We start from the raw sequence: 24,560 nt of genomic DNA on the forward strand, positions 1-24,560 counted from the left end.
GGATGGGCGGCACGCCGGATTAGTTGCGGCCGGCTACAGCCTGGCGCCGGCGAATCCGTTCTGGCGCCAGGCCTCATAGACCGCGATCGAGGCTGCGTTCGCAAGGTTCAGCGAGCGAAGCGCAGGCAGCATCGGCAACCTGACGCGTGAGGTGACATGGGGGTCGTGCTTGAGTTCCTCGGGCAGGCCCACGGATTCGCGGCCGAAGAGCAGCACGTCCCCGGGCCGGTAACTGATGTCCGTGTAGGACACCTCGCCATCGGAGGTGAAGGCGAAGACGCGCTCCGGTGCGAGGGCGGCCCAGGCGGCGTCGATGTCCTGGTGGACGGTCACGACGGCGAGGTCGTGGTAGTCGAGGCCGGCCCGGCGCAGCTTCGCGTCGGAGAAATCGAAGCCCAGGGGCTCCACCAGGTGGAGCTCGGCTCCCGTGATGGCGGCCAGGCGGATGGCGTTGCCCGTATTGCCGGGGATTTCAGGGGCGTGGAAGAGGATGCGGAACACGGTCCCATCCTAGCGAGCCTGCTAGTGCATCCCGCGCAGCAGCCGGGCCAGCACCGGGACGATGACGGTGTTGGGGGCCGGGCCGGAACCCAGGAACTGCTTGAGTCCGCGTGCCAGGCCGGCGGCATTGACCACCTGCACGGTCTCGTGAGCCCCGGAACGGCGGTGCCGGTCGATCACGGGTTCGTGCAGGTTGCCGTCGGTGCTGTGGACCACGGTCCAGCCGGTGACGTTCAGTTCCGGGAAGATGTCCTGCATGCGGCGCACCACGTGGGCCAGCTGGGGCGGTGCGATTGACCGGCCGCCGTGGGTGAGGGCGCTGCCGTTCCAGGCATAGGCGCCGGCCGGCAGCAGCATCGAGCCGATGATCGCCATGCGGTAGCCGGAGAGCACCACGTGGTCGATGTGGGTGTTGTCCGCCGGAGACTGCAGCCCGTTGATCAGCCGTGCGGCCGGGATGGCGGGGAGGATCTGCCTGCTGATGAGCTGTACGGTCCGCATTTCCCGCTGGATCCGGGCCTCCGCCCCGAAGATGCCCCGTTTGCGGGGCAGCCCGTGGACCTGCTGGCGGGCCAGGCTTTCCGGGATCAGCGGTACCTCGCCGGTCCCGGCATACTGCTCGAAGGGCGGGACGAAGACCGGGGCGTCGGATGCCGTGTTCCGGGGCGTGTTGGGGCGCCGGACGTTGGCCGAGGCACGGCTCCCGGCCGCCGGGGCATCAAAGTGTGCCCCCTCGTCAGGGGGAGGTTCCGCGAAGGCGCCACGGCCGCTGCCGTAGGAGCGGTCGTACTCGGCCCGGCTCTTGGCGTCGATCAGTGTTTCGTAGGCGAGTGTGACGCGCCGGAATGCGGCGGGGTCGCCGCCGTGGTCCGGGTGCGCGGTGCGGGCGGCCCGGCGGTAGGCCACCTTGATTTCCTTATCCGTCGCCGTCACGGGGATCCGGAGCACCTGGTAATGCGAGCTGTTGCCCTGCGTCAAGCAAGAATCCTTTGCGTCGATGGTGCCAGCCCATCCTGGACGTCCGGCCTGGCCAGTTTAACCGGCAAGGGGAAGAACGAGCGCAAGGGCACGGAAGGTTCCCGGCGGCTGGCATAATTCAGCGCATGATCATCGCCGTCGCCGTCAACCCGCGGGCATCCTTTGGCCGCGGGCGGCGTGCCGGCAACGAGGCGGCCGAATGCTTCCGGGCGGCCGGGGCCGAAGTCCTGGTCCTTTGCGAGGACAGTTATGACGCGCTTGCACGGGCCGTGGACAAGGCGCTGGCCTCAGGGGTGGACGCCCTCGTCGTCGTGGGAGGCGACGGAATGGTCCACCTCGGCGTCAATGCGCTCGCCGGATCGGGTATGCCCTTGGGTGCGGTCCCGCTGGGGATCGTCCCGACCGGCACCGGAAACGACATGGCGCGGACGCTCGGTATACCGGCGCAAAACATCCCCGGGGCCTGTGCTGCGGCTCTGGCGGCCCTGGCGTCCGGCGGGCGGCTGATCGACGCCGGGCGGGCCTCGTCCGGGGACTCGTCCCGCTGGTTTGCCGGGGTGTTGTCCGCCGGGTTCGACGCGGCCGTCAACGAGCGGGCCAACGCCTGGCGGTGGCCCCGTGGAAAGGCCCGGTACCACCTCGCGATGCTCAGCGAACTCGCCTCGTTCCGGCCGATCAAGTACACCGTGACGGCCGACGGCGAGCGCTGGCAGCAAGGAGCGATGCTGATGTCCGTTGCCAACGGCCAGTCGATCGGCGGCGGCATGAAGATCACGCCTGACGCCGTGCCCGACGACGGCTACCTGGACCTCTTTATCGTCAGCCCGCTGTCCCGGACCGGCCTGCTGAAGGTCTTTCCGAAGGTCTTTTCCGGCGGCCACCTGGGACATCCGGCCGTGCACATCCGGCGGGTGCGCACGGTCGAGCTGTCGGCGGACAAGGTGGTGGCGTACGCGGACGGGGAGCGGATAGGTCCGTTGCCGCTCACCATCGAGGTGGTTCCCGGGGCGGTGCGCGTCCTGGCCTAGCCCGAGGGGGCGTCGACGCCTTCGCCGCGGGAGTTTAAGATCCGAGAGTCTAGACTCGTGCGGGGGCCCGGGCAGGAAGCGGAACGGGCACAGCGACAGTGGGGCGGGGCATGGGAATCAAGCGCGACACCGGGACCGCGGCAACGGCGGGCAGGAGCATCGGTACCCGTTGCGTCCTCCGGGGCCGCCGGGGGAGCCGCGCGTTCCTGGTGCTCGCCGTCACGGCCGTGCTGGCCGGCTGCAGCGTTGGCGTTCCGGACCCCTCCGCGCCCAGGGCGGCACCTGCGACTGCGACCCTCGCCACCCCCACCATCACCCCCGGCCACGACGCCGCTGCTGTTGCGGCGAAGGACATGCCCTTCGCCGCCGGCGACACCCTGGCGGCCGGCGTGCCCGTCCAGCTATCCGACGGGCTGCGGGACGTGCCGCGATGGAAGCCCGGCAGGGAAAACGTGGCCGGTGCCAGTGCGTTCGTCAAGGAGGACGGCTGTGTGGTCTCGGCCAAGGTGCGGACCAACCAGTCAGCCCTCGCCGTATCCGGGGACGACAAGGCGTCCACTGAAGCGCTCTTCCGCTACCTGGACGCCAGTATTCTTCCAGGCTACCTGAAACCGGAGACCCTGCGCTGGGGCGGAGAACCCGGGAAGCCCGCTCCGCGCGTCGACGTCCTTGTGTATACGGGCGGTGACCGGGCCGGTACCCGGGCCACGGCAATCTACGCCCGCCTTTTCAGCAAGTCGGGCTCCTCCGCGTACCTGTCCGCCTCCTGCCCCGATGCCGCGACGCTGGCCGCCGCGCGGATCGAGGCCGAAGCATGGATCGCCGTCGTTCCTCCGTCCGGCTGAGACGTCCGTCCGGCTGGGACGTCAGTCCGGCTGGGACCGCCGGGACGACAGGCCGGATCCGGCCGGCCCGGATCGCCGGGGGAACCGCTCAGGCCCGCCTGGTTGGCGAGATCCGGTTCAGGGCCAGCGCCCCGACCAGCAGGCCAAAATCGCGCAGGGCCACGTCAAAAAAGCTGCCCAGGACGAGGAGGTTGAGGATGATGCCGAAAAGCCAGGCCGCCACGAGCAGCGAGCCGAACCGGGGCTTCAGCGCCACCGTCAGGCCCGCGACGATCTCCACGACGCCGACCACATACATGATGGTCTGCGCCGGCAGCGGGACGACATTCGTGACCGCGGGCGCCAGGTACATGGTCCAGTCGGTGAGCAGGTTGGTGAACTTGTCCAGGCCGAAGATTACCGGCGCGACGGTGAACACCGTCCGCAGGAGCAGGAATGCCTGCCGCACGGGAGCCGGGGCCAGTTGTCCGGCCGGGGTGCTGATGGCTGGTGAAGATTTCATGATGTCTCCTTCTAAAAGTAGATAGCTTGATTTTAGAATGGTGGCAGGTAGTTAAGCAATGAACCTTGTTTTTAGAGTTAGGCTGAATCCATGATCCGAACACCCTGGAACCGCAGGATTGCGGCCGTCGCCTCCCTGGGGGATGCGAACCGCCGGAGGCTGTTCGACTTCGTCGCCTCGGCCGGGTGCGCCGTCAGCCGCGACGCCGCCGCGGGTGCACTCGGCCTGCCGAGGAGCACGGCGTCCTTCCAGCTGGACCGGCTGGTGCAGGACGGGCTGCTGGCTGTGGAGTTCCGAAAGCTTGGCGGCAGGGGAGGGCCCGGCTCGGGCCGTCCGGCCAAGCTGTATCTGGCAGCTGTCCGGGAGGTCGCCGCCTCAGTGCCGGACCGGAACTATGATCTGGCCGCCGAGCTGTTGGTCTCGGCCATTGAGGATTCAACGTCCGACGGCGGAACCGCGCGCGAAGCCCTTTTGCGCGCCGCCTACGCGCGGGGGCAGTCCGCCGCCGGGGCCCAGGGCGGGACAGCGGGGCAGGCGAATGCCGGGACAACTGCCGGGGAAGCCACTTTCGCCGGGTTCCTCGCCGAGGAGGGCTACCGTCCCGAAGCCGACGGCGAGGGCGGACTGGTGCTGCTCAACTGTCCGTTCCACCGGATCGCCGAAGGCCACGCCGACGTCGTCTGCGCCATGAACGGGGCCTTCCTGGCCGGAGCCGCGAAAGGCATCGGCATCGATCCAGGCCGGGTCCAGGCTCTCGCCATCGAAGACCTCCGCGCGCAGGGGGCCGCGCAGCCGGCGCAGTGCTGCGCCCGGATCAAGCCCCAGGAACCCGGCTCTTAGGCGGTCCGGCCCGACGTGGCGGGCGCCGGGCGCTTGGCCTGCCCGGACCTCCCGGTCAACAGCACACCGACGATCACCAGCAGTCCGCCCACGATCTGGACGAGGGTGAGGGGAGTCCCCAGCACCACCGTGATGAGGGCCGTGAAGACCACAATCAGGTTGAGGTAGTTCCCGGCGGTTCCCGGCGGGGTCGTTTTCAGGGCAATGTTCCAGAACAGGTAAGCGCCCAGGGACGGGAAGACCACGATATACGCCAGCGCCCAGGCTTCGGTTTCCGTTTCCGGAAGCCGCACGTTCATAGCGGCAGCGAAGGGTGCGAGCGTCACGGCCGCAATGGCCACCTGAACCGCGGTGGCCGCGATGGCGGGGACAGCCAGTCTGCGGGCGATGATCGTGTAGAGCCCCCAGACCACAATCGCGCCGATCATCATGAGTTCGCCGGTGTTAATCGACAGGCTGAACACGCGCTGCAGCTCGCCCCGGGTCAGTACCAGCAGCACGCCGAGCAGGCCGAGGCAGATGCCGAGCCAGCCCAGGCGTGTGGTCCGCTCGCCGAGCAGGAGGATCGCCAGGGCCACGATCAGTGCCGGGTTGGCCGCCGTGATCAGGGCAGCGTTCACGGCTGAAGTGTGGCCGAGCGCGCCGTACAGCAGGAGCGTGTAGCCGCTCATGCCAAGCACGCTCAACAGCAGGAGCACCGGCCAGCGGCGCAGGACCGCGCGCCAGTCCGGCTTTTCGACGAAGTGGGCCAGGAGCAGCAGCGGCACAACGGCCAGGGTCCAGCGCCAGAATGTCAGGTCCATCGGGGTCATTGAGGCGACGGCGGCCTTGCCGACAATGAAATTCCCCGACCAGAAGAGGGTGGCCAGGACCAGGTACAGGGGCGCTTTCACCGCTCGAATGTACACCAGTGCCGCCGCGGGCCCGCAGGTAGAATTGCCCTGTGCCCGTTTACCTTGATCATGCCGCCACCACCACCCTTGCCCCGAAGGCCCTGGCGGCGCTGACCCGCGAACTGGCCCGGACCGGCAACCCGTCCTCGCTGCACGGATCGGGCCGCCGCGCCCGGCGCGCCGTCGAGGACGCCCGCGAGGGGCTGGCGGCCGCGGCCGGCGCGCACCCCTCGGAAGTCATCTTCACCTCGGGCGGCACCGAAGCCGACAACCTCGCCGTCAAGGGCCTCTACTGGGCCCGGCACGCCGAAAACCCGGCCCGCACCCGGATCCTGTGCTCCGCCGTCGAACACCACGCCGTGCTGGACACCGTCGAATGGCTCGAACGGCACGAGGGCGCCGGGGTGAGCTGGCTGCCTGTGGATGCGGACGGCGTGGTCGACCTGGCCGTTCTGGAGGCAGAGCTCGCCCGGGACCCGGCGTCAATCGCCCTGGTCACGGTCATGTGGGCGAACAACGAAGTCGGCAGCATCCAGCCCATTGCGGAAATCGTCGGGCTGGCGCACCGGGCCGGCGTTCCGGTCCACTCCGATGCCGTCCAGGCGTTCGGCTCCGTGCCGGTGGATTTCCGGGTCAGCGGGCTCGACGCCATGTCGATCTCCGGGCACAAGATCGGCGGCCCGGTCGGCGTCGGGGCGCTGATGCTGGGCCGCGCCGTGAAGCTGACCCCGGTCCAGCACGGCGGGGGACAGGAGCGGGACGTCCGCTCCGGAACGCTCGACACCGCCTCCATTGCTGCCTTCGCAGCGGCAGCCGAATCCGTCACCGCCAATCTCCCGGGTGAAGCGGCGCGCCTCGCGGCGCTCCGGGACCGGCTGATCGACGGCGTCCTGGCAGCAGTGCCCGACGCCGTGCTCCGCGGGGCTACCGGTGCCGGACGGCTCCCGGGCAATGCGCACTTCACCTTCCCCGGCTGCGAAGGCGATTCGCTGCTTTTCCTGCTGGATCTGGCCGGGGTGGAATCCTCCACCGGTTCGGCCTGCACCGCGGGCGTGCCCCGGCCGTCCCATGTGCTGCTGGCGATGGGACTGGACGAGGATACGGCCCGGGGCGCCCAGCGGTTCAGCCTGGGGCACACTTCCACAGAAGCCGACGTCGATGCGCTGCTGGCTGCCCTGCCCGGCGCGTACGCCCGCGCGCGCCAGGCCGGCATGGCCGGGCACGAGTCCAGCATCCAGACCGCCGGGACGCTCGCCCGCCACTCCGCCGGCGGCACCCACTAGGCACTTGCCAGGGCCGGCAAGGGCGCCGGCCGGGCTACGCGGCTGGCAGAAGCCGGTCCAGCGGGATGTCCGGATCGGCGAGTTTCTGGGGGCTCACTGCGGTTCGCTCCGAGATGAGCTGTTTGATGAACTTTTGCGGCCTGCCCGAGCGCGGCCAGTTCACACTCATGCCCGCGACCACCCGGCCGTCGCGCTGCCAGAAAGCCAGGAACTCCTTGCCCTCGAGCGAGCCGCGGATGGTGGGCGCCCCCGCGGCCAGCGCCGGGAAGCCGGAGTACTCCATGCTGACGTCGAACTGGTCGGTGTAGAAGTAGGGGACTGCGTCCATCACGGCATCCTGGCCGAGCATCGACTTGGCCGCGACCTTACCGCCGTTGAGGGCGTTGGCCCAGTGCTCGCTGCGGTGGTGCTCGCCGGTGAAGGGATGCAGGGCATTGGCGGCGTCCCCGGCCGCGAAGACTCCGGGTGCGGAGGTGCGCAGCGAGGCGTCCGTCAGGATGCCGTTCTGCAGTGCGATGCCCGCAGCCCCGGCCAGCGATACCTCGGGGACCACCCCCACGGCGATGATCACGAGGTCCGCGGGCAGGACCTCGCCGGCGTCCGTGACCACACCGGTGACCCGGCCCGACTGCCCGTTGATGCCCGCGGCCGAGGCCGGGAGCCGGAACCCGACGCCGTTCGCCTCATGCAGCGACCGGAAGAAGCCGCCCAGCTCGCGCCCGATCGCCGCGACCAGCGGCACCTGCTCCAGCCCGAGCAGGGTGACGGAGTTTCCGTAGGCGGCCGCCGCCGCGGCCAGCTCCATCCCGATCCAGCCCGAGCCGATCATCACGACGTTCCGGCCGCCCCCGGCCAGGCCGGCACGCAGGCGGCGGCAGTCGTCCACCGTGCGGAATGTGCTGACTCCCTCCAAGTCGCTGCCGGGCAGAGGCAGGCGCCGGGGACGCGCGCCCGTGGCCAGCAGCAGCGCGGCATAGTCCAGCGTCCGCCCGTCCCCGAAGGTCACCGTTCGGGAGGCCGGATCAATCCCCGTCGCGGGGGCGCCCAGCCGGAGTTCGACCCCGTTGTCCGCGTACCAGCCAGCCGGGACGACGGGCAGGGCGTCGTCGCCGGCTTTGGCAAGCAGGTATTCCTTGGACAGGGGCGGGCGTACGTAGGGATGGTGCCGCTCCTCGGCCAGCAGGATCACCGGCCCGCCATACCCTTCCGCGCGGAGGGTCCTGGCTGCGGTGGCGCCGGCGAGGCCGCCGCCCACGATCACGATGATTCCGGGGACCATGATGCGCTCGATTCCTGCGGCCGCCGGCATGACCGGAGGCGAAGGTCAGGGGGACAAATCTAAAACCGTCAGTTCTGACGTTAGAAGTGCGGGACCTGGCGGTCAAGGCCTTTTTGGGCGGGGATTCGTCCGTGGCGATAGACTGGTGCGGCAGGCATTGTGATATTTCCGCGTCCGGTCAGTGCCGGCAACACACCCCCAACCCCAACGAAAGTCAGTATGCGAGTTCTTGCAGCCATGAGCGGCGGCGTCGATTCCGCCGTTGCCGCAGCCCGCGCCGTCGAGGCGGGGCACGACGTCGTCGGCGTCCACCTCGCGCTGTCCCGGATGCCGGGAACCCTGCGCACCGGCAGCCGCGGCTGCTGCACCATCGAGGACTCCCGCGACGCCTGGCGTGCCTGCGACGTGCTCGGAATCCCGTATTACGTCTGGGACTTCTCGGAGCGCTTCAAGGAGGACGTGGTCCAGGACTTCATCGACGAATACGCCGCGGGCCGCACTCCGAACCCCTGCATGCGCTGCAACGAACGGATCAAGTTCGCCGCGCTGCTGGAGAAGGCGATCGCGCTGGGATTCGACGCCGTCTGCACCGGCCACTACGCCAAGGTGATCACCGACGCCGGGGGCAACCCCGAGCTCCACCGCGCCGCGGACTGGGCCAAGGACCAAAGCTACGTCCTCGGCGTGCTCACGCACGAGCAGCTCAAGCACTCCATGTTCCCGCTTGCGGACACGCCGTCCAAGGCCGAGGTCCGCGCCGAAGCCGAACGCCGCGGGCTCTCCGTGGCCAACAAGCCCGACAGCCATGACATCTGCTTCATCCCGGACGGCGACACCGCGGGGTGGCTGGCCGAGAAGATCGAGATGAGCACCGGCGACATCGTGGACGAGTCCGGCGCCAAGGTCGGCGAGCACCCCGGGGCCAACGCGTTCACGGTCGGCCAGCGCCGGGGACTGAAACTGGGCACCCCGGCCGCTGACGGCAAGCCGCGCTTCGTGCTGGAAATCCGGCCCAAGGAGAACAAGGTGGTCGTGGGGCCCGAAGCGCTCCTGGCCATTGACGAGATCCGCGGCATCAAGGTCTCCTGGGCCGGGCTGCCGATCGCCGAAGTGAACACCGGCGAGGACTTCGACTGCTACGCCCAGGTCCGCGCCCACGGCGACCCCGTGCCCGCCACTGCGCGCATGGAGCGCCCCGGCACAGGGGACGGCGCCGCCGTCGGCCACGGGAACCTCGTGGTGACCTTGACGGAGCCGCTGCGCGGCGTGGCCCCCGGCCAGACCGTGGTGCTCTACCAGGGCAGCCGCGTACTGGGTCAGGCCACGATCGACGCGGCCCGTTCGCTGCAGCGGGCGGCCCTCTAGCGGGCAGGGATTCCTGCGGCCGTCCGATCGCCGCCGTAAGAAGCCGCACACCGCTGGTGTGCGGTTTTTTCGTTGGTTCGCCAATGCCGGGCCTGCGCCCCTGCGGTGCGTGGGGCGCCCCGGGCCCTGCCGAATTTCTGGCCGCCTTCCTGAAGATAATGATGAGTTCTGCCGGTTCGTGTAAATTTTGTGTCTCATCTCACAAGATGTAACGATTCACCTGTTGGTCTTCTGGTTGAATCAAGGCATCAGGACAGTGTTCTGCCCCCGAGTCATGACCAACATCAGTTCCGGGCAGCGCACTAGTACTCATCGAACAGAAAGTTCACAGATGGCAATGAACAAAAAGGCCCTGCAGAGCGCCATCGCGCTCGCCGGGGTATCCGCCTTCGCACTGACCGCCTGCACCGGCCCCTCCGGCGGCGGAACGGCGTCCGGCAGCGCGGCCGGCGGAGGCACCATTACGTACGGCACCACCGACAAGGTCGTCACCCTCGACCCGGCCGGCTCCTACGACGCCGGTTCCTTCATGGTGATGAACCAGATCTACCCGTTCCTGCTCAACTCGAAGCCGGGCACTGCGGACTCCACTCCCGACATTGCCGAGTCTGCTTCCTTCACGAGCCCCACGGAGTACACCGTCAAGCTCAAGCCCGGCCTGAAGTTCGCCAACGGCCACGCCCTGACGTCATCCGACGTGAAGTTCTCGATCGACCGCGTTGTCAAGATCGCCGACGACAATGGTCCCGCCTCGCTGCTCGGCAACCTCGCGTCGGTCGCCGTCAAGGACGACTCCACCGTGGTCTTCACGCTCAAGGCCGGCAACGACCAGGTCTTCCCGGGCGTCCTCGCTGCCAACGCGGGCCCGATCATCGACGAAGAGGTCTTCCCGGCCGACAAGCTGATGACCGACGACGAAATCGTCAAGGGCAAGCCGTTTGCCGGTCCCTACACGATCGAGAGCTACAAGAAGAACGAGCTCGTTGGACTCAAGGTCAACCCCGACTACCAGGGCCTGCTCGGCAAGCCGGCCAACGGCGGCGCCACGATCAAGTACTACGCCGATTCCAACAACCTCAAGCTGGACGTCCAGCAGGGCAACATCGACGTCGCCGGGCGCAGCCTGACGGCCACGGACGCCGCGGACCTCGAAAAGGATTCCAAGGTCAAGGTCTACAAGGGCCCGGGTGGCGAGCTTCGCTACATCGTGTTCAACTTTGACACCATGCCGTTCGGCGCCAAGGCCGCCGACGCCGATCCCGCGAAGGCTCTTGCCGTCCGGCAGGCGATGGCAAACGTCGTCGACCGCGACGCGATCGCCAGCCAGGTCTACAAGGGCACGTACCTGCCGGCCTACTCCGTCGTTCCGGACGGCTTCGTCGGCGCCATCCAGCCGCTCAAGGAAATGTACGGCGACGGCAGCGGCAAGCCCAGCCTCGAGAAGGCCAAGAAGGCATTCGCCGACGCCGGCGTCACCGCCCCGGTCACCATCAAGCTCCAGTACAACCCGGACCACTACGGCAAGTCCTCAGGCGACGAGTACGCCATGATCAAGGAGCAGCTGGAGAAGTCGGGCTTGTTCAAGGTTGAACTGCAGTCCACCGAGTGGGTCACCTACTCCAAGGACCGCACGGCCGACGCCTACCCGGTCTACCAGCTCGGCTGGTTCCCGGACTACTCCGACGCCGACAACTACCTCACGCCTTTCTTCGTCCCGGGCAACTTCCTGAAGAACCACTACGAGAACCCCGCCGTCACGGACCTGATCAGCAAGCAGCTGACCACCGTCGACAAGGCAGAGCGCTCAAAGGTGCTCGGCGAGGCCCAGACGGCCGTCGCCAAGGACCTGTCCACACTGCCGCTGTTGCAGGGCGCCCAGCTTATGGTCGCCGGCAAGGACGTCAAGGGTGTCGACAAGACCCTGGATGCTTCCTTCAAGACCCGCCTTGGTGTCATTTCCAAGTAGGTCCAACCCCCATCCGGTTCTGACCAGCCAACGAGGCGGGGCGCCCCACACGGCGTCCCGCCTTGGTGCTGATACTGGACAACCGATTCCGGAGCTCACGAGGCTCCCGGAACACACATTTAGGTACCAATGACAACACTTATCGAGGCGCCGCCGACCGACGGCGAAGGCCTTCTGCCGATAAAGAAGAAGACGTCCGGTGGGGGACTGGGCCGATACATCCTGATCAGGTTTTTCCTGATCTTCCCGACTATCCTCATCCTGGTCACCATGGTGTTCTTCCTGATGCGCACCACGGGGGACCCCATTACCGCTGCCTTGGGCGGCCGGCTTCCACCGGAACAGCTCCAGGAGCGGATCACAGCCGCCGGCTACGACCGGCCCATCTTCGTGCAGTACTTCGAGTACCTGGCCCAGCTCATCACCGGCAACTTCGGCACCACGCTGTCGGACAACCGCCCGGTCTCGGAAATGCTCGCCACCTATGGCGCGGCCACCCTGGAACTGACCATCAACGCCCTCCTGGTCGCCCTTGCCGTGGGGATTCCGCTGGGACTGGTCGCCGCGCACCGGCGCGACAAGGGCCCCGACGCCGGGCTGCGCGTGTTCGCGATCCTCTGTTACGCCACGCCGGTCTTCTTCTCCGGGCTTCTCTTCAAGCTGACATTCTCCGTCTGGCTGGGCTGGCTCCCGGTCGCCGGACGCGCGACGCCTGCCAACGAGCTCGCCCTGACCTCGCTCGCGTCCCCGACGGGCATCTACTGGCTCGACGCCGTCCGCAGCGGCAATATGGCCGCGCTGGCTGACGTTATGGCGCACGCCGTCCTGCCCGCCCTCGCCCTCGGCCTGCTGACCGCCGGCATCTTCCTGCGCCTGGTCCGGACCAACGTGATCGGAACCCTCGGCAAGGACTACGTCGAGGCCGGCCGCTCCCGCGGTGTGAGCGAATACCGCCTGGTCACCAAGCACGCCTACAAGCCGGCCCTCATCCCCATCATCACCGTGATGGGGCTGCAGATCGCCGTGCTGCTGGGCGGCGCCGTACTGACCGAGACCACGTTCGAATGGAAGGGCCTGGGCTTCCAGCTCGCGACCTACCTGACGGCCCGCGACTTCGTGGCCGTCCAGGGCATCGTGGTCCTCCTCGCAGTGATCGTGGCTGTGACCAACTTCTTCGTGGACATTGTCGCCGCGCTGATCGACCCCCGCGTGAGGTACTGATATGAGCACCACTGCCGTTACTGAACCCGTCAAGGATCCCCGTGGACCGTGGTTCCGGCGCCTGCCGGTCATCTCGCACTTCAACAAGAGCGTCGGCCTGCAGCGCGGAATGCTCGTGGCGGGTCTTGTCCTCACTGCGGTCTTCCTGCTGACAGCGATTTTCGCTCCCCTGATCGCGCCCTTCGGCTTCTCCCAGATTTCCGACGCCGACGGCGGCTTCCCGGCGCAGGAAGCGCCCGGCGGCAAGCACCTCATGGGAACCACCGTGGGCGGCTACGACGTCTTCTCCCGCGTTGTCTGGGGGGCGCAGACTGCCGTCCTGGTCATCATCGTGGCTGTGATCATGTCGATCTTCATCGGCGTGATCCTGGGCCTGGTCAGCGGCTACATCGGCGGCTGGCTGGACCGGGCCCTCGTGGTGATCGCCGACGCCATCTACGCCTTCCCGCCACTGCTCGTGGCCATCGTGATGGCGATCGCCATCAGCGGCGGCAGGTCCAGCCTCTGGGGCGGCATCCTCGCGGCGGCGATCTCCATCACCGTCGTCTTCATCCCGCAGTACTTCCGTGTCATCCGGGCCGAGACCATCCGGCTCAAGGCGGAACCGTTCGTGGAATCAGCCAAGGTAGTGGGCGCCTCCAATATCCGCATCATGCGCCTGCACGTCTTCAAGAACGCCACCCGCACGCTGCCGCTGATCTTCACCCTCAACGCCTCCGAGGCCATCCTGACCCTGGCCGGACTGGGCTTCCTGGGCTTCGGCATTGAGCCGACCTCTGCTGCCGAGTGGGGCTTCGACCTCAACAAGGCCCTGGCGGATACCACGTCCGGAATCTGGTGGACAGGCGTTTACCCCGGCCTCGCGATAGTGCTCACCGTCCTTGGACTGACGCTGGTCGGCGAGAGCATCAACGACCTCAACGACCCCCGCCTGCGGGGCCGCAAGAAGGCTGCCTCCGGCAAGGGCGGCCCGGATTCCACCACCGGTGCCAAGGCTGCACTCGACGCAGAAGTGAGAATTTCATGACCACCAACATCGACACACACGGCACGGGCGCCGGCCCGGTCCTCGCCATCGACCACCTCAAGGTCACGTTCGCCACCGATGCCGGAGACGTGTACGCCGTCAAGGACGTCAGCCTCGAGGTAAACCCCGGTGAGGTCGTGGCGATCGTGGGCGAGTCGGGCTCCGGCAAGACCGTCACTGCCAAGACCATCCTGGGCCTGCTGCCCGAGACCGCCATCAGCTCAGGTGCGGTGCTGATCAACGGCAACAATGTGATCAGCGTCAGCCCGGCGAAGCTGCGGGAGATCCGCGGCCGGGACGTCGCCATGGTCTTCCAGGAACCGTCCACCGCGCTTAACCCTGTCTTCACGGTGGGCTGGCAGATTGCCGAAGGAATCCGCTCGCATGCCCGCCACGGGGGAGCAGGACGGGTCAGTGCCAAGGAAGCCAAGACCCGCGCCATTGAGGCACTCCGCAAGGTGGGCATCCCGGACCCTGAAACACGGGTCAACTACTACCCGCACCAGTTCTCCGGCGGGCAGAAGCAGCGTGTGGTCATCGCCGCAGCCCTGGCCCTGAACCCGGGCCTCATCGTGGCGGACGAGCCGACCACCGCGCTGGACGTTACGGTGCAGGCGGAAATCCTCGAACTCCTGCGGGACCTTCGGGACCAGTATGGAACCTCGATCGTGCTGATCACGCACAACATGGGTGTGGTGGCCGACCTCGCCGACCGCGTCGTCGTGATGTACCAGGGCGACGTCGTCGAGGAGGCGCCCTCGCGGGTGCTCTTCGCCGAGCCGAAGCAGGACTACACCAAAAAGCTCCTGGCCGCCGTCCCGCACCTGGGCAGGAACTCCGCCTCCGAAGGCATGACCCAACGGGCGCACCAGGGCGGCAAGGTGCTCGTCGAGGCCAAGAACCTGACCATCGAGTATCCCGGGCGGCTGGGAAGCCCCGCTTTCAAAGCCGTGGACGGGGTCAACTTCACCCTGTCCGAGGGCGAGGTCTTCGGCCTCGTGGGGGAGTCCGGTTCCGGAAAAACGACGATCGGGCGGGCCATCGCCGGCCTGAACCGGACCACCGGCGGCAGCCTGAAGGTGCTGGGCTACGAAATGCTCAACCTGAAGGAGCGCACGTTCAAGCCGCTGCGCAAGGAGATCGGGTTTGTGTTCCAGGACCCGGCGGCGTCCTTCAACCCCCAGCTGACGATCGGGGACTGCATTGCCGAACCCCTGATCATCCACACCAAACCGACCCCGACCCAGGCCCGGCAACGGACCCGGGAGCTGCTCGAAGCCGTGCAGCTGCCGGCCGCCTACGCCGACCGGTTCCCGCATGAGCTCTCCGGCGGACAGCGGCAGCGTGCTTCGCTGGCGCGGGCGCTCATCCTGAACCCGAAGCTGCTCATCGCCGATGAGCCGACGTCCGCCCTGGACGTGTCGGTCCAGGCCGTGGTGCTGGAACTGTTCAAGGACATCCAGGCCGAATTCGGCTTTGCCGCCCTGTTCATCAGCCACGACCTCGCCGTGGTGGACATCCTGTCCCACTGGGTGGGCGTGCTCTACAAGGGCAAAATGGTGGAGCAGGGGCTCGGGAACCAAGTGATGGGTAATCCGCAGCATGCGTACACCAAGAAGTTGATTGCCTCCCTGCCGGTTCCGGATCCGGACGAGCAGGCCAAGCGCCGGGAGGAATTCCGCGCCGTGCTTCACGGCTAAGCCGTTCCGGCAGCTGCACCAAGGTACATGCCCGCCGTTCCCAGCGAGCGGTGGGCATGTCCCTTGACGCACGCACGTGCTGCGCGCACGGAAAACGCACGGAAATGCCCGCGGTTCACCAAGGGCGCCCGGCGCTTAACAGCAGAAGTGATTGGCGCCGGTGCCCCTAGACTGGGTCAATGACCGAGCAGAACCAGACTCATCCCGATGCCGATTCCTATGACCCCGGGGCCAGCTCACTGGCCGGTCAGGTGGATCCCGCGGTGATGGCGGAGCTGTTGTCGATCCGCTCCAGCATCGACAACATCGATGCCACCCTCGTCTACCTCCTCGCCGAGCGGTTCAAGGCCACCCAGAAGGTCGGATTCCTGAAGGCCACCCACAAGCTTCCCGCCGGCGACCCCGGCCGGGAGACGGCGCAGATCGCGCGGCTGCGGCGGCTCGCGGCCGAAGCCCACCTGGACCCGGCGTTCGCCGAAAAGTTCCTCAACTTCATCATCGGTGAGGTCATCCGGCACCACGAAGCCATTGCCGAAGACCACGAGGCCGCAACCCAGGCGGCGAATGCCGACGCCGCCGCTTCCAGGGTCCGCGGTTCCGCGGACCCTGCCGTCTCAGCAGACGCTTAGCATGGCCGTCCCGACACGTTCGCAGCCGGACGAGGTCACCGCCACCGCCTTGGGTACCTGGCCCGGCGAAGACCCGGTCGAAGCCGCACGCATCATCCGCGGTGAACTCGGCAGCCCGCACCTCCCGTTCCTGGCCGAGCTTCCGGACCGGGGCGTCGGTTCCGACGCGCTCGGCCGGACAGCCTCCCTGCTGGTGGACCTTTCCGTGGACGTCCAGCCCCACGGCTGGCGGATCGTGGACCGGCCCGGCAAGGACCTCAAGCGGGCGCGCTCGGCGCTCTCCACCGACATCAACATCCTGGCCGACGTGATCGGCGCCGAGGACACCCCGGCCACGGACCTCAAGGTCCAGCTGCGCGGCCCGCTGAGCCTCGCCGCCGGACTGCACCTGCACAACGGGGAGCGTGCGCTGATCGACTACGGCGCCCGGCGGGACCTCGCGGCGTCCCTGGCCGCGGGGGCCGGCAGCTACCTGAGCCGGGTGGCCGCCGCGGCCCCCGGCGCCCGCATCGTGGTCCAGATCGACGAGCCGGAGATCGCATCCGTGCTGGCCGGCACCATCCCCACCTCAAGCGGCTACCGGACCCTGCGCTCGGTCCCCGGCCAGGAAGCCACCGACTCCTGGCAGCTCGTCATCGACGCGCTGCGGGAGGCCGGCGCCGTCGAGGTCGTTGTCTGCGTCCCGGAAGTCGAGGCGCCCTTCGACCGGATCCTGGCGGCGGGGGCCGACGGGATCGCCGTGCCGCTGCGCGCCCTCACATCCCGCCAGTGGGAACAGCTCGCCGGCGCAGTGGAGTCGGGGAAAAGGCTGTGGGCCGGAGCGCTCGATGTCTCCAGCCCCGCCGCCGCGCTGCCCCGCGTCGCCGACGTCGTGGAAACCGTCTGGCGGCCGTGGCGCCAGCTGGGCCTGACTGCCGCCACCCTCGGCGGGTTGCGCGTCACGCCCTCGGACGGGCTGGCCAGGCATTCGCCGTCGTCCGCGACGGCGGTGTTGACCCGGCTGACACAGGTGGCCGACGGCCTCAACCAGCTCGCACTCGGCTAGCGCCGGCCGTCGCCGCCGTCAGCTGCGTCGTTCCCAGCGGTCCGGCCGGGCGTGGTCCGGCAGGTAGCCCGGCGCCGCCACCCCGCCGGGGTACGGTTCCAGCCGATAGTCGAAGTGCCCGGCATAGACCAGGATCAGCCCGAGCTGCGGCTGGATCACCTTGACCTGGATCCGGTGCCTGCCGGCCGTGCCCTCCCCGGGCGCCCACCACTGTTCCGCGTAGGCTTTGGCATCGAGCGCGGCAGGGAGGGGAATCCGCAGCGGGCCGAGGAACAGCCGTGATGCCTCCGACACGCCGCGCAGCCGGCCCCCGGCGGTGACGCTGAGGTTGAGGTCCGTGACGAGCCGCCGGTACCGCCCGACGTAATCCAGCAGGCCGTGCCGGCTGCCGGAGTCATCGAAGCTTGTGGTGTCGTGGAACAGCCGGGTGGTGCCCGGGAAAAAGATTTCGCGCCGTGCGGTGAGGCTGGAGCGTCCGAACGGGTCCAGGTGGGCGTGGTTCTCGATCCGGAACCGGATGCCCTCACCGTATTCCGGGAAAAACGCCTGCTCGCCGCCGGCGAGGCGCAGCAGGGGACGGAGCCAGCTCTGCCGGCAGCCGACCACGTCAAACACGCCCTCGCCGACGCCGAAGTGCCCGGAGCCGGGACTGAGGGAGAAGTACTCCTGCAGCTCCGGCTGCAGCCGGGCGAAGTCAGCGCCGAGGGCCAGCTGGTAGATCGGGGTGCTCACGGAATCCTCCTGGGGTGCCTGGCTGGGTGATGTGTACCTGTCCACAGCATGCGGGATGGACGGGGGTTTGTCACAGCCGGCCGGATGCCCGGTGGCGGCATCGGTGGGCCGCCCGGTTACCGGCGGCGCCATGCCCGGGCGCCGCGGAATACGACAAAGCCATTGCAATAAGGGAATATATACATATGAAGGCACGCATTCTGGTAGTGGACGATGACGAGGCGCTGGCCGAGATGATCGGTATTGTGCTGCGCAATGACGGGTTCGAGCCCGTCTTCTGCGCTGACGGCGGGCAGGCGCTCGAAGTCTTCCGCTCCGCCAAACCGGACCTCGTGCTGCTGGACCTGATGCTCCCGGGCATCGACGGCATTGAAGTCTGCCGCCAGATCCGTGCCGAGTCCGATGTCCCGATCGTGATGCTCACTGCCAAGGCGGACACCTCCGACGTGGTCCGCGGCCTCGAGTCCGGGGCCGATGACTATGTGCCGAAGCCCTTCAAGCCGGCCGAACTGGTCGCCAGGGTCCGGGCCCGGCTGCGGCCCGGCGACCAGAAGGCGCCCGAGACGCTGCGGATTGCCGACGTCACGATCGACGTGGCCGGACACCTGGTCAGCCGAGGGACCGAGCGGATCTCGCTGACACCGCTGGAGTTCGACCTGCTGGTCGCCCTGGCACGCAAGCCCTGGCAGGTCTTCACCCGGGAACTCCTCCTGGAGCAGGTCTGGGGATACCGGCACGCCGCCGACACCCGCCTGGTGAACGTCCACGTCCAGCGGCTCAGGTCAAAGATCGAACGTGACCCGGAAGCCCCCGAAGTTGTATTGACGGTCCGTGGTGTCGGCTACAAAGCAGGTTCCTGAGCCACCGGACGGCCACCCCGGAACAGGTCCGGTGAGCGCCCCGCCGGAGCGGGTCGCCCCGGAGAACGTTGCCCGTACCTCCGTTGATGTCCACGAACCGGCCCCGACGACCACAACTTCCGGCGCCCCGGCCGCCGGCGCCCCTGACACCAACGCGCCTGCGGACCTCGCCCCGGCCGCCGGCTGGAAAGCCGTGAGTTTCCGCACCAGGCTCTGGGTGAAGCGTGCCCGGATCGTGGGGGTGCGGGTGGCCCGGCTGGTCAGCATTGGCGCGTCCCGCCTGCTTCCGGGCATCCGCTACCTCCTGCGTTCACTGCACCGCAAGTGGCGGCGATCGCTGCAGTTCAGGACCGTGCTGACAACCCTTATGCTCGCGATCGCGTCTTTCGCGGTGGTTGGCGCGTACCTGTCCAACCAGATCGCCAACAACCTCTTCCAGGAACGGCTGGTCCAGGCCGAGTCGGAGACGCGCTACAACGTCAAGCAGGTGCAGGACACGTTCGACGGCGCCCAGGTCACCGACCAGTCCAGCGTCATCACGCTCGTTTATGACATCCTGAACGCCGTCGAGGGCCGCGGCTCCGTGATCCAGCGGCGCTATGTCTTTGAGGCGATGCCGGAACAAACCAAACCCCGCAACCGCTGGGTCGAATCGCGGGCATCGGACCAGCTCACCATCAGCGTCATTCCCACCGAGCTGCGCACGGCCGTGCAGAATTCCGGCAAGGAGCAGTTCTGGGCGTCCACGGAGTTCCCGGTGGGCACCGAAGACCGGCCCGGGATCGCCGTCGGCAACAAGGTCACCTTCAACGGCACGGTCTACGAGCTGTACCTCATCTATGACCTCAACACCGCCCAAAAGACCCTCGACGAGATCCAGAGCGTCTTGCTGGCCGGCGGCGCGGTGCTGGCGCTGCTGATTGGCGCCGTGGCCTGGTACGTGACCCGGAATGTGGTCAGCCCGGTCAGCCACGCCGCGCTCGTCTCCGAGAAACTCGCGGCAGGGCAGCTGCAGGAACGCATGGTGGTCAAGGGCGAGGACGAGGTGGCCCGGCTTGGGGCTTCGTTCAACCACATGGCGGCGAGCCTCCAGGAGCAGATCACCCAGCTCGCGACCCTGTCCCAGATGCAGCAGCGCTTCGTCTCCGATGTCTCCCACGAACTGCGGACCCCGCTCACCACCGTGCGGATGGCCGCCGAAGTTCTGTACGACGCGCGCGATGACTTCGACCCCATCAACAAGCGGTCCGCGGAACTGCTCTACCACCAGGTGGAGCGCTTCCAGTCCCTCCTGGCCGACCTCCTGGAAATCTCCCGCTTCGACGCGGGCGTGGCAACGCTCGACGCCGAACCGGGCGACATCGTGCAGCTCGTGTCGCATGTGATGGAAGGCGTGGCCCCGGTGGCCGCCGAGTACGGCTCCGAGGTCACCCTCAACGCGCCCGCGGGCAGCATCATCGTGGACATGGATGACCGCCGGATCGACCGGATCCTGCGCAACCTCGTGCTGAATGCCCTGGAACACGGCGAGGGCCGCCCGGTGAACATTTCCGTGGCCGCCAACGACAACGCCGTGGCGGTCGCCGTCCGGGACCACGGCATCGGTTTGGCCCCGGCGGAAGCGGCACGCGTGTTCGACCGGTTCTGGCGCGCCGATCCGGCGCGTGCACGCACCACGGGAGGCAGCGGCCTCGGGCTGTCCATCGCGGCGGAGGACGCGAAACTCCACAACGGCTGGCTCCAGGCGTGGGGACGGAAGGGCATCGGCGCCAACTTCCGCCTCACCCTCGCTCTGCGCCAGGGCGAGGCCATTACGAAGTCCCCACTCCAGCTGGAACCGGTCGACGTCGGTTTTCACGGCGACGGCGGCGAACGCACCATGCTGCTCCTGGACCCCGCGCCAGTAACGCGCGCCGACGGCGGGACCCACGACGCCGGCACCGCCGACGCCGGCAATACCGATACCCGGGGAACAAGTACCGCAGGCACCGGAACGAAGGAGGGGGCATGAGCCGCACCCCACGGAAGGCCACCCGCACGGCGGCGCTTCTGGCCGTGCTGCTGTTCCTGCTGACATCGTGCGCCCAGATCCCGCGGTCGGGCCCAGTGGGAAAAAGTACGGACGAGAGCGCAGGGAATCCCAATAACGCTCCTGTGTTCTTCCCGTCCGCGCCGCGTCAGGGGGCCGGGCCGGACGCCGTGATCGAGGACTTCTACCTCGCCGGCAGCGGCTACGAGGACGACTACGCCGTGGCACGCCAGTACCTGACCCAGGCGTCGTCCGTGACCTGGAAGCCGGACCAGCGGGTGCTCGTCTTTCGCTCCGCGCGCGTGGTGCCGACCGGCGTCGAAAACGTCTTCAACTACGAACTGGACGTGTCCTACTCCGTTGACGTGGATGGGGTTGCTACCCAGCTGCCGGAGGGAACCAAGGAGAATATCCCCGCCACGCTGACCAAGGTGGACGGTGAATGGCGGATTGCGGAACTCCCGGACGGCACAGCGATCCCGGAGGAGACCTTCAAGGTCATCTACGGCGCCTATCCGATCTATTTCTATGACCCGACGTTCGCCTATGCGGTGCCCGACGTCCGGTGGTTTATCAAGAAGAAGACCGTCAAGGCCATGACCAGCGCCCTCCTCGGCGGTCCGGCCCCGTATCTCAAGGGAGCCGTGGTCAGCGCTTTCCCCTCGGGCATCAAGCTGGCCCGCGAGTCGGTCCCGGTGGTCTCCGGCGCCGCCCAGGTGGACCTCACGGCAAAGGACCTCGTGGAGGCCTCCAACGAGGACAGGCTGCGGATGCAGACCCAGCTCGCCCTTACCTTCCGCAGCCAGCCCGACGTCATCAACGTCGAACTCCGGGCCAACCAGGACCTGGTGCGCGTACAGGACAATGGCTCCGTCCTTCCGCCGATCCGGGACAAAAACGTCCCCGCCCACCAGATCGCCGTGAGCAACAACGATCTGGTCCGGTATGAGAACAACAGGATCTCGCCGCTTCCCGACATCCAGCCTGTCTCCGCCCTGGCACCCCGGGCCCCGGCGGAATCTCCGGTCTCGCAGTCCGCTGCCTTCCTCAACGCCGGCCGCGGAACGCTGTACTCCATCGTGCCTGGCCAGCCCGCCAGGGCGCTGACCACCCGCGCCACCCTGACCCGTCCGTCCTTCGACCGGTACGACTGGGTCTGGACGGCGGGACCGGGGGCCAACGGTGCCGCGGAAATGATCGCCTACCGGCCGGTCAACGTGGCAGAAGGCTCCGGTGTTCCCACGGTCGCACTGGCGCCGGCCTGGCTCGCCGGGCGGTCCGTCAAGGAGTTCCGGGTCTCACGCGAGGGCACCCGGGCCCTCATCCTCACGGAGCAGAACGGCAAAACCAAGGTCCAGGTAGCGGGCATTGTCCGGGCAGCGGACGGCACGCCCAAGGAACTGACTGTGCCGATGACCCTGTTGGCAACGAACGATCCGGACCAGGGCGTGTGGGTGGACGACACCACGGTCGCAGTGATGAAGGGCTCCGCAAGCGAATCCGTCACCCCCGAGCTTTTGTCCCTCACGTCGTCCCAGCCGCAACAACTCGCGCCGTGGCCGGGACTTACCGCACTCAGTGCCGGCAACGGGTCTGAGGAGATCTACGCGCAGTCCGCGGAAGGGATCTTCCAGCGGCTCGGCAACGGATGGTCCCCGCAACTCAAGGGGCCGATCGATCCGGCCTATCCCGGCTAGGGACTCCAACAGGCGCGGCGGGTATTGTTCCGGCAGCGCAGCGCAGCCCAGCCCGGGCCGTGCCTGTCCCGACCGTGTGGCGCGATTTTCCACATAGCGTCGCCAGGGGCTGCCGCCAGGCGCCGCGGGGGCGGAACCTTGTGGGGTGGCGACATCCAGGCAAGCCAGTGGCAGTGGCAGTGGCAGTGACAGTGACAGGGACAGGGACAGGGACCGGGACCGGGACCGGGACGGCAGTGCCGTAACCCGCGCGGTCCGGCGACCGCCGCGCGCAGCCGACCCTGATCTGGGTCCACCGGCCATTCCTGCTCCGAGACACCGCGGCGGCTACCGCCGGCCGCTGGCGCGGCTGGCAGACGGGGCCGCGGCTGCCGCGGCCGAAGTGCTGGCACTCGTGGCGCCGGTGGACTGCGTCTGTTGTGGGGCTGAAGACCTGGCGCTCTGTGGCGGCTGCGGACGGCAGGTCCGGCTGTTGATGCGGCAACCGTTCCGGGCGGAAGCACAGGCCCCGGCCCTGATGGACGTCGACGGCTCCGTGCTCCTTCCTGTCGTGGCTGCCGGCGCCTACCGCGCGGAGCTGGCGCAGACGGTGCTGTCGTTCAAGCGCTACGGCCAGGGACAACTCGCGGAGGTGTTGTCCCGTGGCCTGGCCCGGGCCATCCGGGCTGCTGCAGGGGAGGTACCGGGACTGCTGCTGGTCCCCGTGCCCACCAGCAGCAGTGCCTACCGGAAGCGGGGCTTCAGCCCGGTCCACGTGCTGCTCGGCAGAATGGGACGGACCCCGGGGGCCGGAGTACACTCGCGCTTCACCACCGTCCATGCCCTCCGGAAGACGGTGCTGCGGGCCCCGGCGACCGGGAAGCCAGCGTCACGGACGGCCCCCGGGGCCGGTTGCCGCCTCCCCGGACTGCCGGGACTTCCGGGACTGCCGCGAGGGCGCGGCGGACAAAAGGGGCTGGGGCGCGGGGACCGGGCACAGCGGGTGCGGGGATCCATGCGGGTCCGGCGCGGCCCGTTCGCTCCCAAGGTCAAGGGACAGCAGTGCATCATCGTTGACGACGTGCTCACCACCGGGGCTACGTTGGCCGAGGCTGCCCGGGCGTTGCGCGCGGCCGGCGCGCTGGTGAGTGGCGCCGTCGTCCTCGCCGCGACACGCCCGCCGGTCACGCTCGACTTCGGTGACGCCGGCCGCGCGTTGGCGGGGACGGCGCCCGTCCAGGAAAAAAATAAACCAAAAAAGGATGAATAAGAGGGGGCTATGAACTAACGTCGAAGATGGGTACCAAGAATAGATGTACCTGTCGATAGCGGCTCGGAAAGGGGCTCGACTGTCAGTCAGATCAGCCCCGGGAAGTGCCGCCGTCGTGTCACCGAAGTCATTTGGAGGGCACCATGGAGTTCATGATCAGCGGACGTAATTTGACGGTCTCCGACCGGTTCCGCGAGTACGCCGACGAGAAGATCTCGAAGATCGCGTCACTGGGCGACAAGGTCCAGAGGGTGGACGCGAAGGTAACCAAGGAGACCAAGGCCCGCCAGACCGACGAGATGCTCACGGTAGAGCTGACCGTCCTCGGCCGGGGCCCCGTGATTCGTGCCGAAGCCAGCGCCGCAGACAAATTCGCCGCGTTCGATCTCGCCTACAACAAGCTTCTTGAACGCCTGCGCCGCGCGAAGGACCGCAAGAAGGTCCACCATGGCCGGCACACCCCGAAATCCGTCACCGAGGCCACGGCAACCCTCGAGCCCGCGAGCACCAGCGAGCCCATTTACGAAGAGGCCAACCACTGGCTGGAGCCCAAGGCAGCTCCCGCCGAGAAGTCGCCGTACGAGGTCGAGAATGACATCCCGGCCGGAGACTCGCCCGTGCTCATCCGCCGGAAGGTCTTTCCCGCCGCGTCCCTCACGCTCGACGACGCTGTCGACAATATGGAGCTCGTGGGTCACGACTTCTACCTCTTCGTGGACAAGGAGACCAAGGCGCCGTCCGTTGTGTACCGCCGCGACGGTTGGACCTACGGGGTTATTTCCCTTGACCAGACGTGCCAGCCGGGCGAGGCCCCGCTGGAAGAGAAAGTCCTCGCCTACCGCTCCGAGGATGAGCCCGCCAGCGCATAAGCTGGTGCAGACCATCCAACGA

Annotated in this window: 22 protein-coding genes; 16 read left to right on the forward strand and 6 right to left on the reverse strand. The window is 68.0% G+C overall.

Annotation, left to right across the window (positions count from 1 at the left end; genetic code table 11):
- Positions 1 to 33: 33 nt before the first annotated feature.
- On the reverse strand, positions 34 to 501 hold the full coding sequence (locus tag GXK59_RS04265; RefSeq protein WP_160664643.1) for a tRNA (cytidine(34)-2'-O)-methyltransferase: 468 nt from the start codon (positions 499 to 501) through the stop codon (positions 34 to 36).
- Positions 502 to 522: 21 nt separating this feature from the next.
- Complete coding sequence (locus tag GXK59_RS04270) at positions 523 to 1,479, reverse strand: J domain-containing protein (protein ID WP_160664645.1); 957 nt, start codon at positions 1,477 to 1,479, stop codon at positions 523 to 525.
- 125 nt (positions 1,480 to 1,604) lie between these two features.
- Between GXK59_RS04270 and GXK59_RS04275 the strand changes: the two genes are divergently transcribed.
- Together GXK59_RS04275 and GXK59_RS04280 are read left to right on the forward strand one after the other, a co-directional pair.
- Entirely contained in the window at positions 1,605 to 2,507 is a 903-nt protein-coding gene (locus tag GXK59_RS04275; RefSeq protein ID WP_160664647.1) for a diacylglycerol/lipid kinase family protein, read from the forward strand.
- 110 nt (positions 2,508 to 2,617) lie between these two features.
- Positions 2,618 to 3,352, forward strand: a complete 735-nt coding sequence (locus tag GXK59_RS04280) for a hypothetical protein (RefSeq protein ID WP_237393782.1) — start codon at positions 2,618 to 2,620, stop codon at positions 3,350 to 3,352.
- Positions 3,353 to 3,440: 88 nt separating this feature from the next.
- Here the strand turns inward: GXK59_RS04280 and GXK59_RS04285 are convergent, their stop codons facing one another.
- Positions 3,441 to 3,854, reverse strand: a complete 414-nt coding sequence (locus GXK59_RS04285) for a hypothetical protein (RefSeq protein WP_160664649.1) — start codon at positions 3,852 to 3,854, stop codon at positions 3,441 to 3,443.
- 90 nt (positions 3,855 to 3,944) lie between these two features.
- On the opposite strand from GXK59_RS04285, the gene GXK59_RS04290 reads away from it, so the two are divergent.
- Positions 3,945 to 4,694 carry a helix-turn-helix transcriptional regulator gene (locus GXK59_RS04290; protein WP_160664651.1) on the forward strand — a complete coding sequence of 250 codons (750 nt, stop codon included), beginning with the start codon at positions 3,945 to 3,947 and terminating at the stop codon, positions 4,692 to 4,694.
- Here GXK59_RS04290 and GXK59_RS04295 read toward each other — a convergent pair.
- The gene (locus GXK59_RS04295) at positions 4,691 to 5,587 is read right to left on the reverse strand and encodes a DMT family transporter (RefSeq protein WP_160664653.1); all 897 of its coding nucleotides are present in this window, start codon (positions 5,585 to 5,587) and stop codon (positions 4,691 to 4,693) included. The genes GXK59_RS04290 and GXK59_RS04295 overlap by 4 nt on opposite strands.
- Before the next feature lie 50 nt (positions 5,588 to 5,637).
- Here GXK59_RS04295 and GXK59_RS04300 point away from each other — a divergent pair, with 50 nt between their 5' ends.
- The gene (locus tag GXK59_RS04300) at positions 5,638 to 6,870 is read left to right on the forward strand and encodes a cysteine desulfurase family protein (protein WP_160664655.1); all 1,233 of its coding nucleotides are present in this window, start codon (positions 5,638 to 5,640) and stop codon (positions 6,868 to 6,870) included.
- A 34-nt stretch (positions 6,871 to 6,904) separates the two neighbouring features.
- On the opposite strand, the gene GXK59_RS04305 is transcribed toward GXK59_RS04300, so the two are convergent.
- A complete protein-coding gene (locus GXK59_RS04305) occupies positions 6,905 to 8,179 on the reverse strand; it encodes an NAD(P)/FAD-dependent oxidoreductase (protein ID WP_237393783.1) in 1,275 nt (424 codons plus the stop codon).
- 189 nt (positions 8,180 to 8,368) lie between these two features.
- Between GXK59_RS04305 and mnmA the strand changes: the two genes are divergently transcribed.
- From mnmA to GXK59_RS04340, 7 genes are all read left to right on the forward strand, one after another.
- Positions 8,369 to 9,514: a tRNA 2-thiouridine(34) synthase MnmA gene (mnmA, locus tag GXK59_RS04310; RefSeq protein WP_160664657.1), complete on the forward strand. Its 1,146-nt coding sequence runs from the start codon at positions 8,369 to 8,371 to the stop codon at positions 9,512 to 9,514.
- 331 nt (positions 9,515 to 9,845) lie between these two features.
- Positions 9,846 to 11,480 (forward strand): ABC transporter substrate-binding protein, encoded by a 1,635-nt coding sequence (locus tag GXK59_RS04315; RefSeq protein ID WP_160664659.1) that lies wholly within the window; start codon positions 9,846 to 9,848, stop codon positions 11,478 to 11,480.
- A 129-nt stretch (positions 11,481 to 11,609) separates the two neighbouring features.
- The gene (locus GXK59_RS04320; protein ID WP_160664661.1) at positions 11,610 to 12,701 is read left to right on the forward strand and encodes an ABC transporter permease; all 1,092 of its coding nucleotides are present in this window, start codon (positions 11,610 to 11,612) and stop codon (positions 12,699 to 12,701) included.
- 1 nt (position 12,702) lies between these two features.
- Positions 12,703 to 13,728 (forward strand): ABC transporter permease, encoded by a 1,026-nt coding sequence (locus tag GXK59_RS04325; protein ID WP_160664663.1) that lies wholly within the window; start codon positions 12,703 to 12,705, stop codon positions 13,726 to 13,728.
- Positions 13,725 to 15,428: an ABC transporter ATP-binding protein gene (locus tag GXK59_RS04330; RefSeq protein ID WP_160664665.1), complete on the forward strand. Its 1,704-nt coding sequence runs from the start codon at positions 13,725 to 13,727 to the stop codon at positions 15,426 to 15,428. The genes GXK59_RS04325 and GXK59_RS04330 overlap by 4 nt, the downstream gene beginning before the upstream one ends.
- A gap of 179 nt (positions 15,429 to 15,607) precedes the next feature.
- Positions 15,608 to 16,057 (forward strand): chorismate mutase, encoded by a 450-nt coding sequence (locus GXK59_RS04335; protein WP_237393784.1) that lies wholly within the window; start codon positions 15,608 to 15,610, stop codon positions 16,055 to 16,057.
- Position 16,058: 1 nt separating this feature from the next.
- The gene (locus GXK59_RS04340; RefSeq protein ID WP_160664667.1) at positions 16,059 to 17,102 is read left to right on the forward strand and encodes a hypothetical protein; all 1,044 of its coding nucleotides are present in this window, start codon (positions 16,059 to 16,061) and stop codon (positions 17,100 to 17,102) included.
- Between the two features lie 18 nt (positions 17,103 to 17,120).
- Here GXK59_RS04340 and GXK59_RS04345 read toward each other — a convergent pair whose 3' ends face one another.
- Positions 17,121 to 17,834 carry a DUF4166 domain-containing protein gene (locus GXK59_RS04345; RefSeq protein WP_160664669.1) on the reverse strand — a complete coding sequence of 238 codons (714 nt, stop codon included), beginning with the start codon at positions 17,832 to 17,834 and terminating at the stop codon, positions 17,121 to 17,123.
- A 185-nt stretch (positions 17,835 to 18,019) separates the two neighbouring features.
- Between GXK59_RS04345 and mtrA the strand changes: the two genes are divergently transcribed.
- The 5 genes from mtrA (at position 18,020) to hpf (ending at position 24,538) form a co-directional block, all read left to right on the forward strand.
- On the forward strand, positions 18,020 to 18,694 hold the full coding sequence (gene mtrA / locus GXK59_RS04350; protein WP_024365603.1) for an MtrAB system response regulator MtrA: 675 nt from the start codon (positions 18,020 to 18,022) through the stop codon (positions 18,692 to 18,694).
- A gap of 235 nt (positions 18,695 to 18,929) precedes the next feature.
- Entirely contained in the window at positions 18,930 to 20,705 is a 1,776-nt protein-coding gene (gene mtrB, locus GXK59_RS04355; RefSeq protein ID WP_237393969.1) for an MtrAB system histidine kinase MtrB, read from the forward strand.
- Positions 20,702 to 22,420, forward strand: coding sequence for an LpqB family beta-propeller domain-containing protein (locus GXK59_RS04360; protein WP_160664673.1), 1,719 nt, complete (start codon positions 20,702 to 20,704; stop codon positions 22,418 to 22,420). Before mtrB ends, GXK59_RS04360 begins: the two co-directional genes overlap by 4 nt.
- A gap of 475 nt (positions 22,421 to 22,895) precedes the next feature.
- Entirely contained in the window at positions 22,896 to 23,669 is a 774-nt protein-coding gene (locus GXK59_RS04365; RefSeq protein ID WP_337248076.1) for a ComF family protein, read from the forward strand.
- A 143-nt stretch (positions 23,670 to 23,812) separates the two neighbouring features.
- Entirely contained in the window at positions 23,813 to 24,538 is a 726-nt protein-coding gene (gene hpf / locus GXK59_RS04370) for a ribosome hibernation-promoting factor, HPF/YfiA family (RefSeq protein WP_160664675.1), read from the forward strand.
- The last annotated feature ends 22 nt before the right edge of the window (positions 24,539 to 24,560 follow it).

The organism is Pseudarthrobacter sp. ATCC 49987 (assembly GCF_009928425.1).
In the GTDB taxonomy this organism is placed as follows: Bacteria; Actinomycetota; Actinomycetes; order Actinomycetales; family Micrococcaceae; genus Arthrobacter.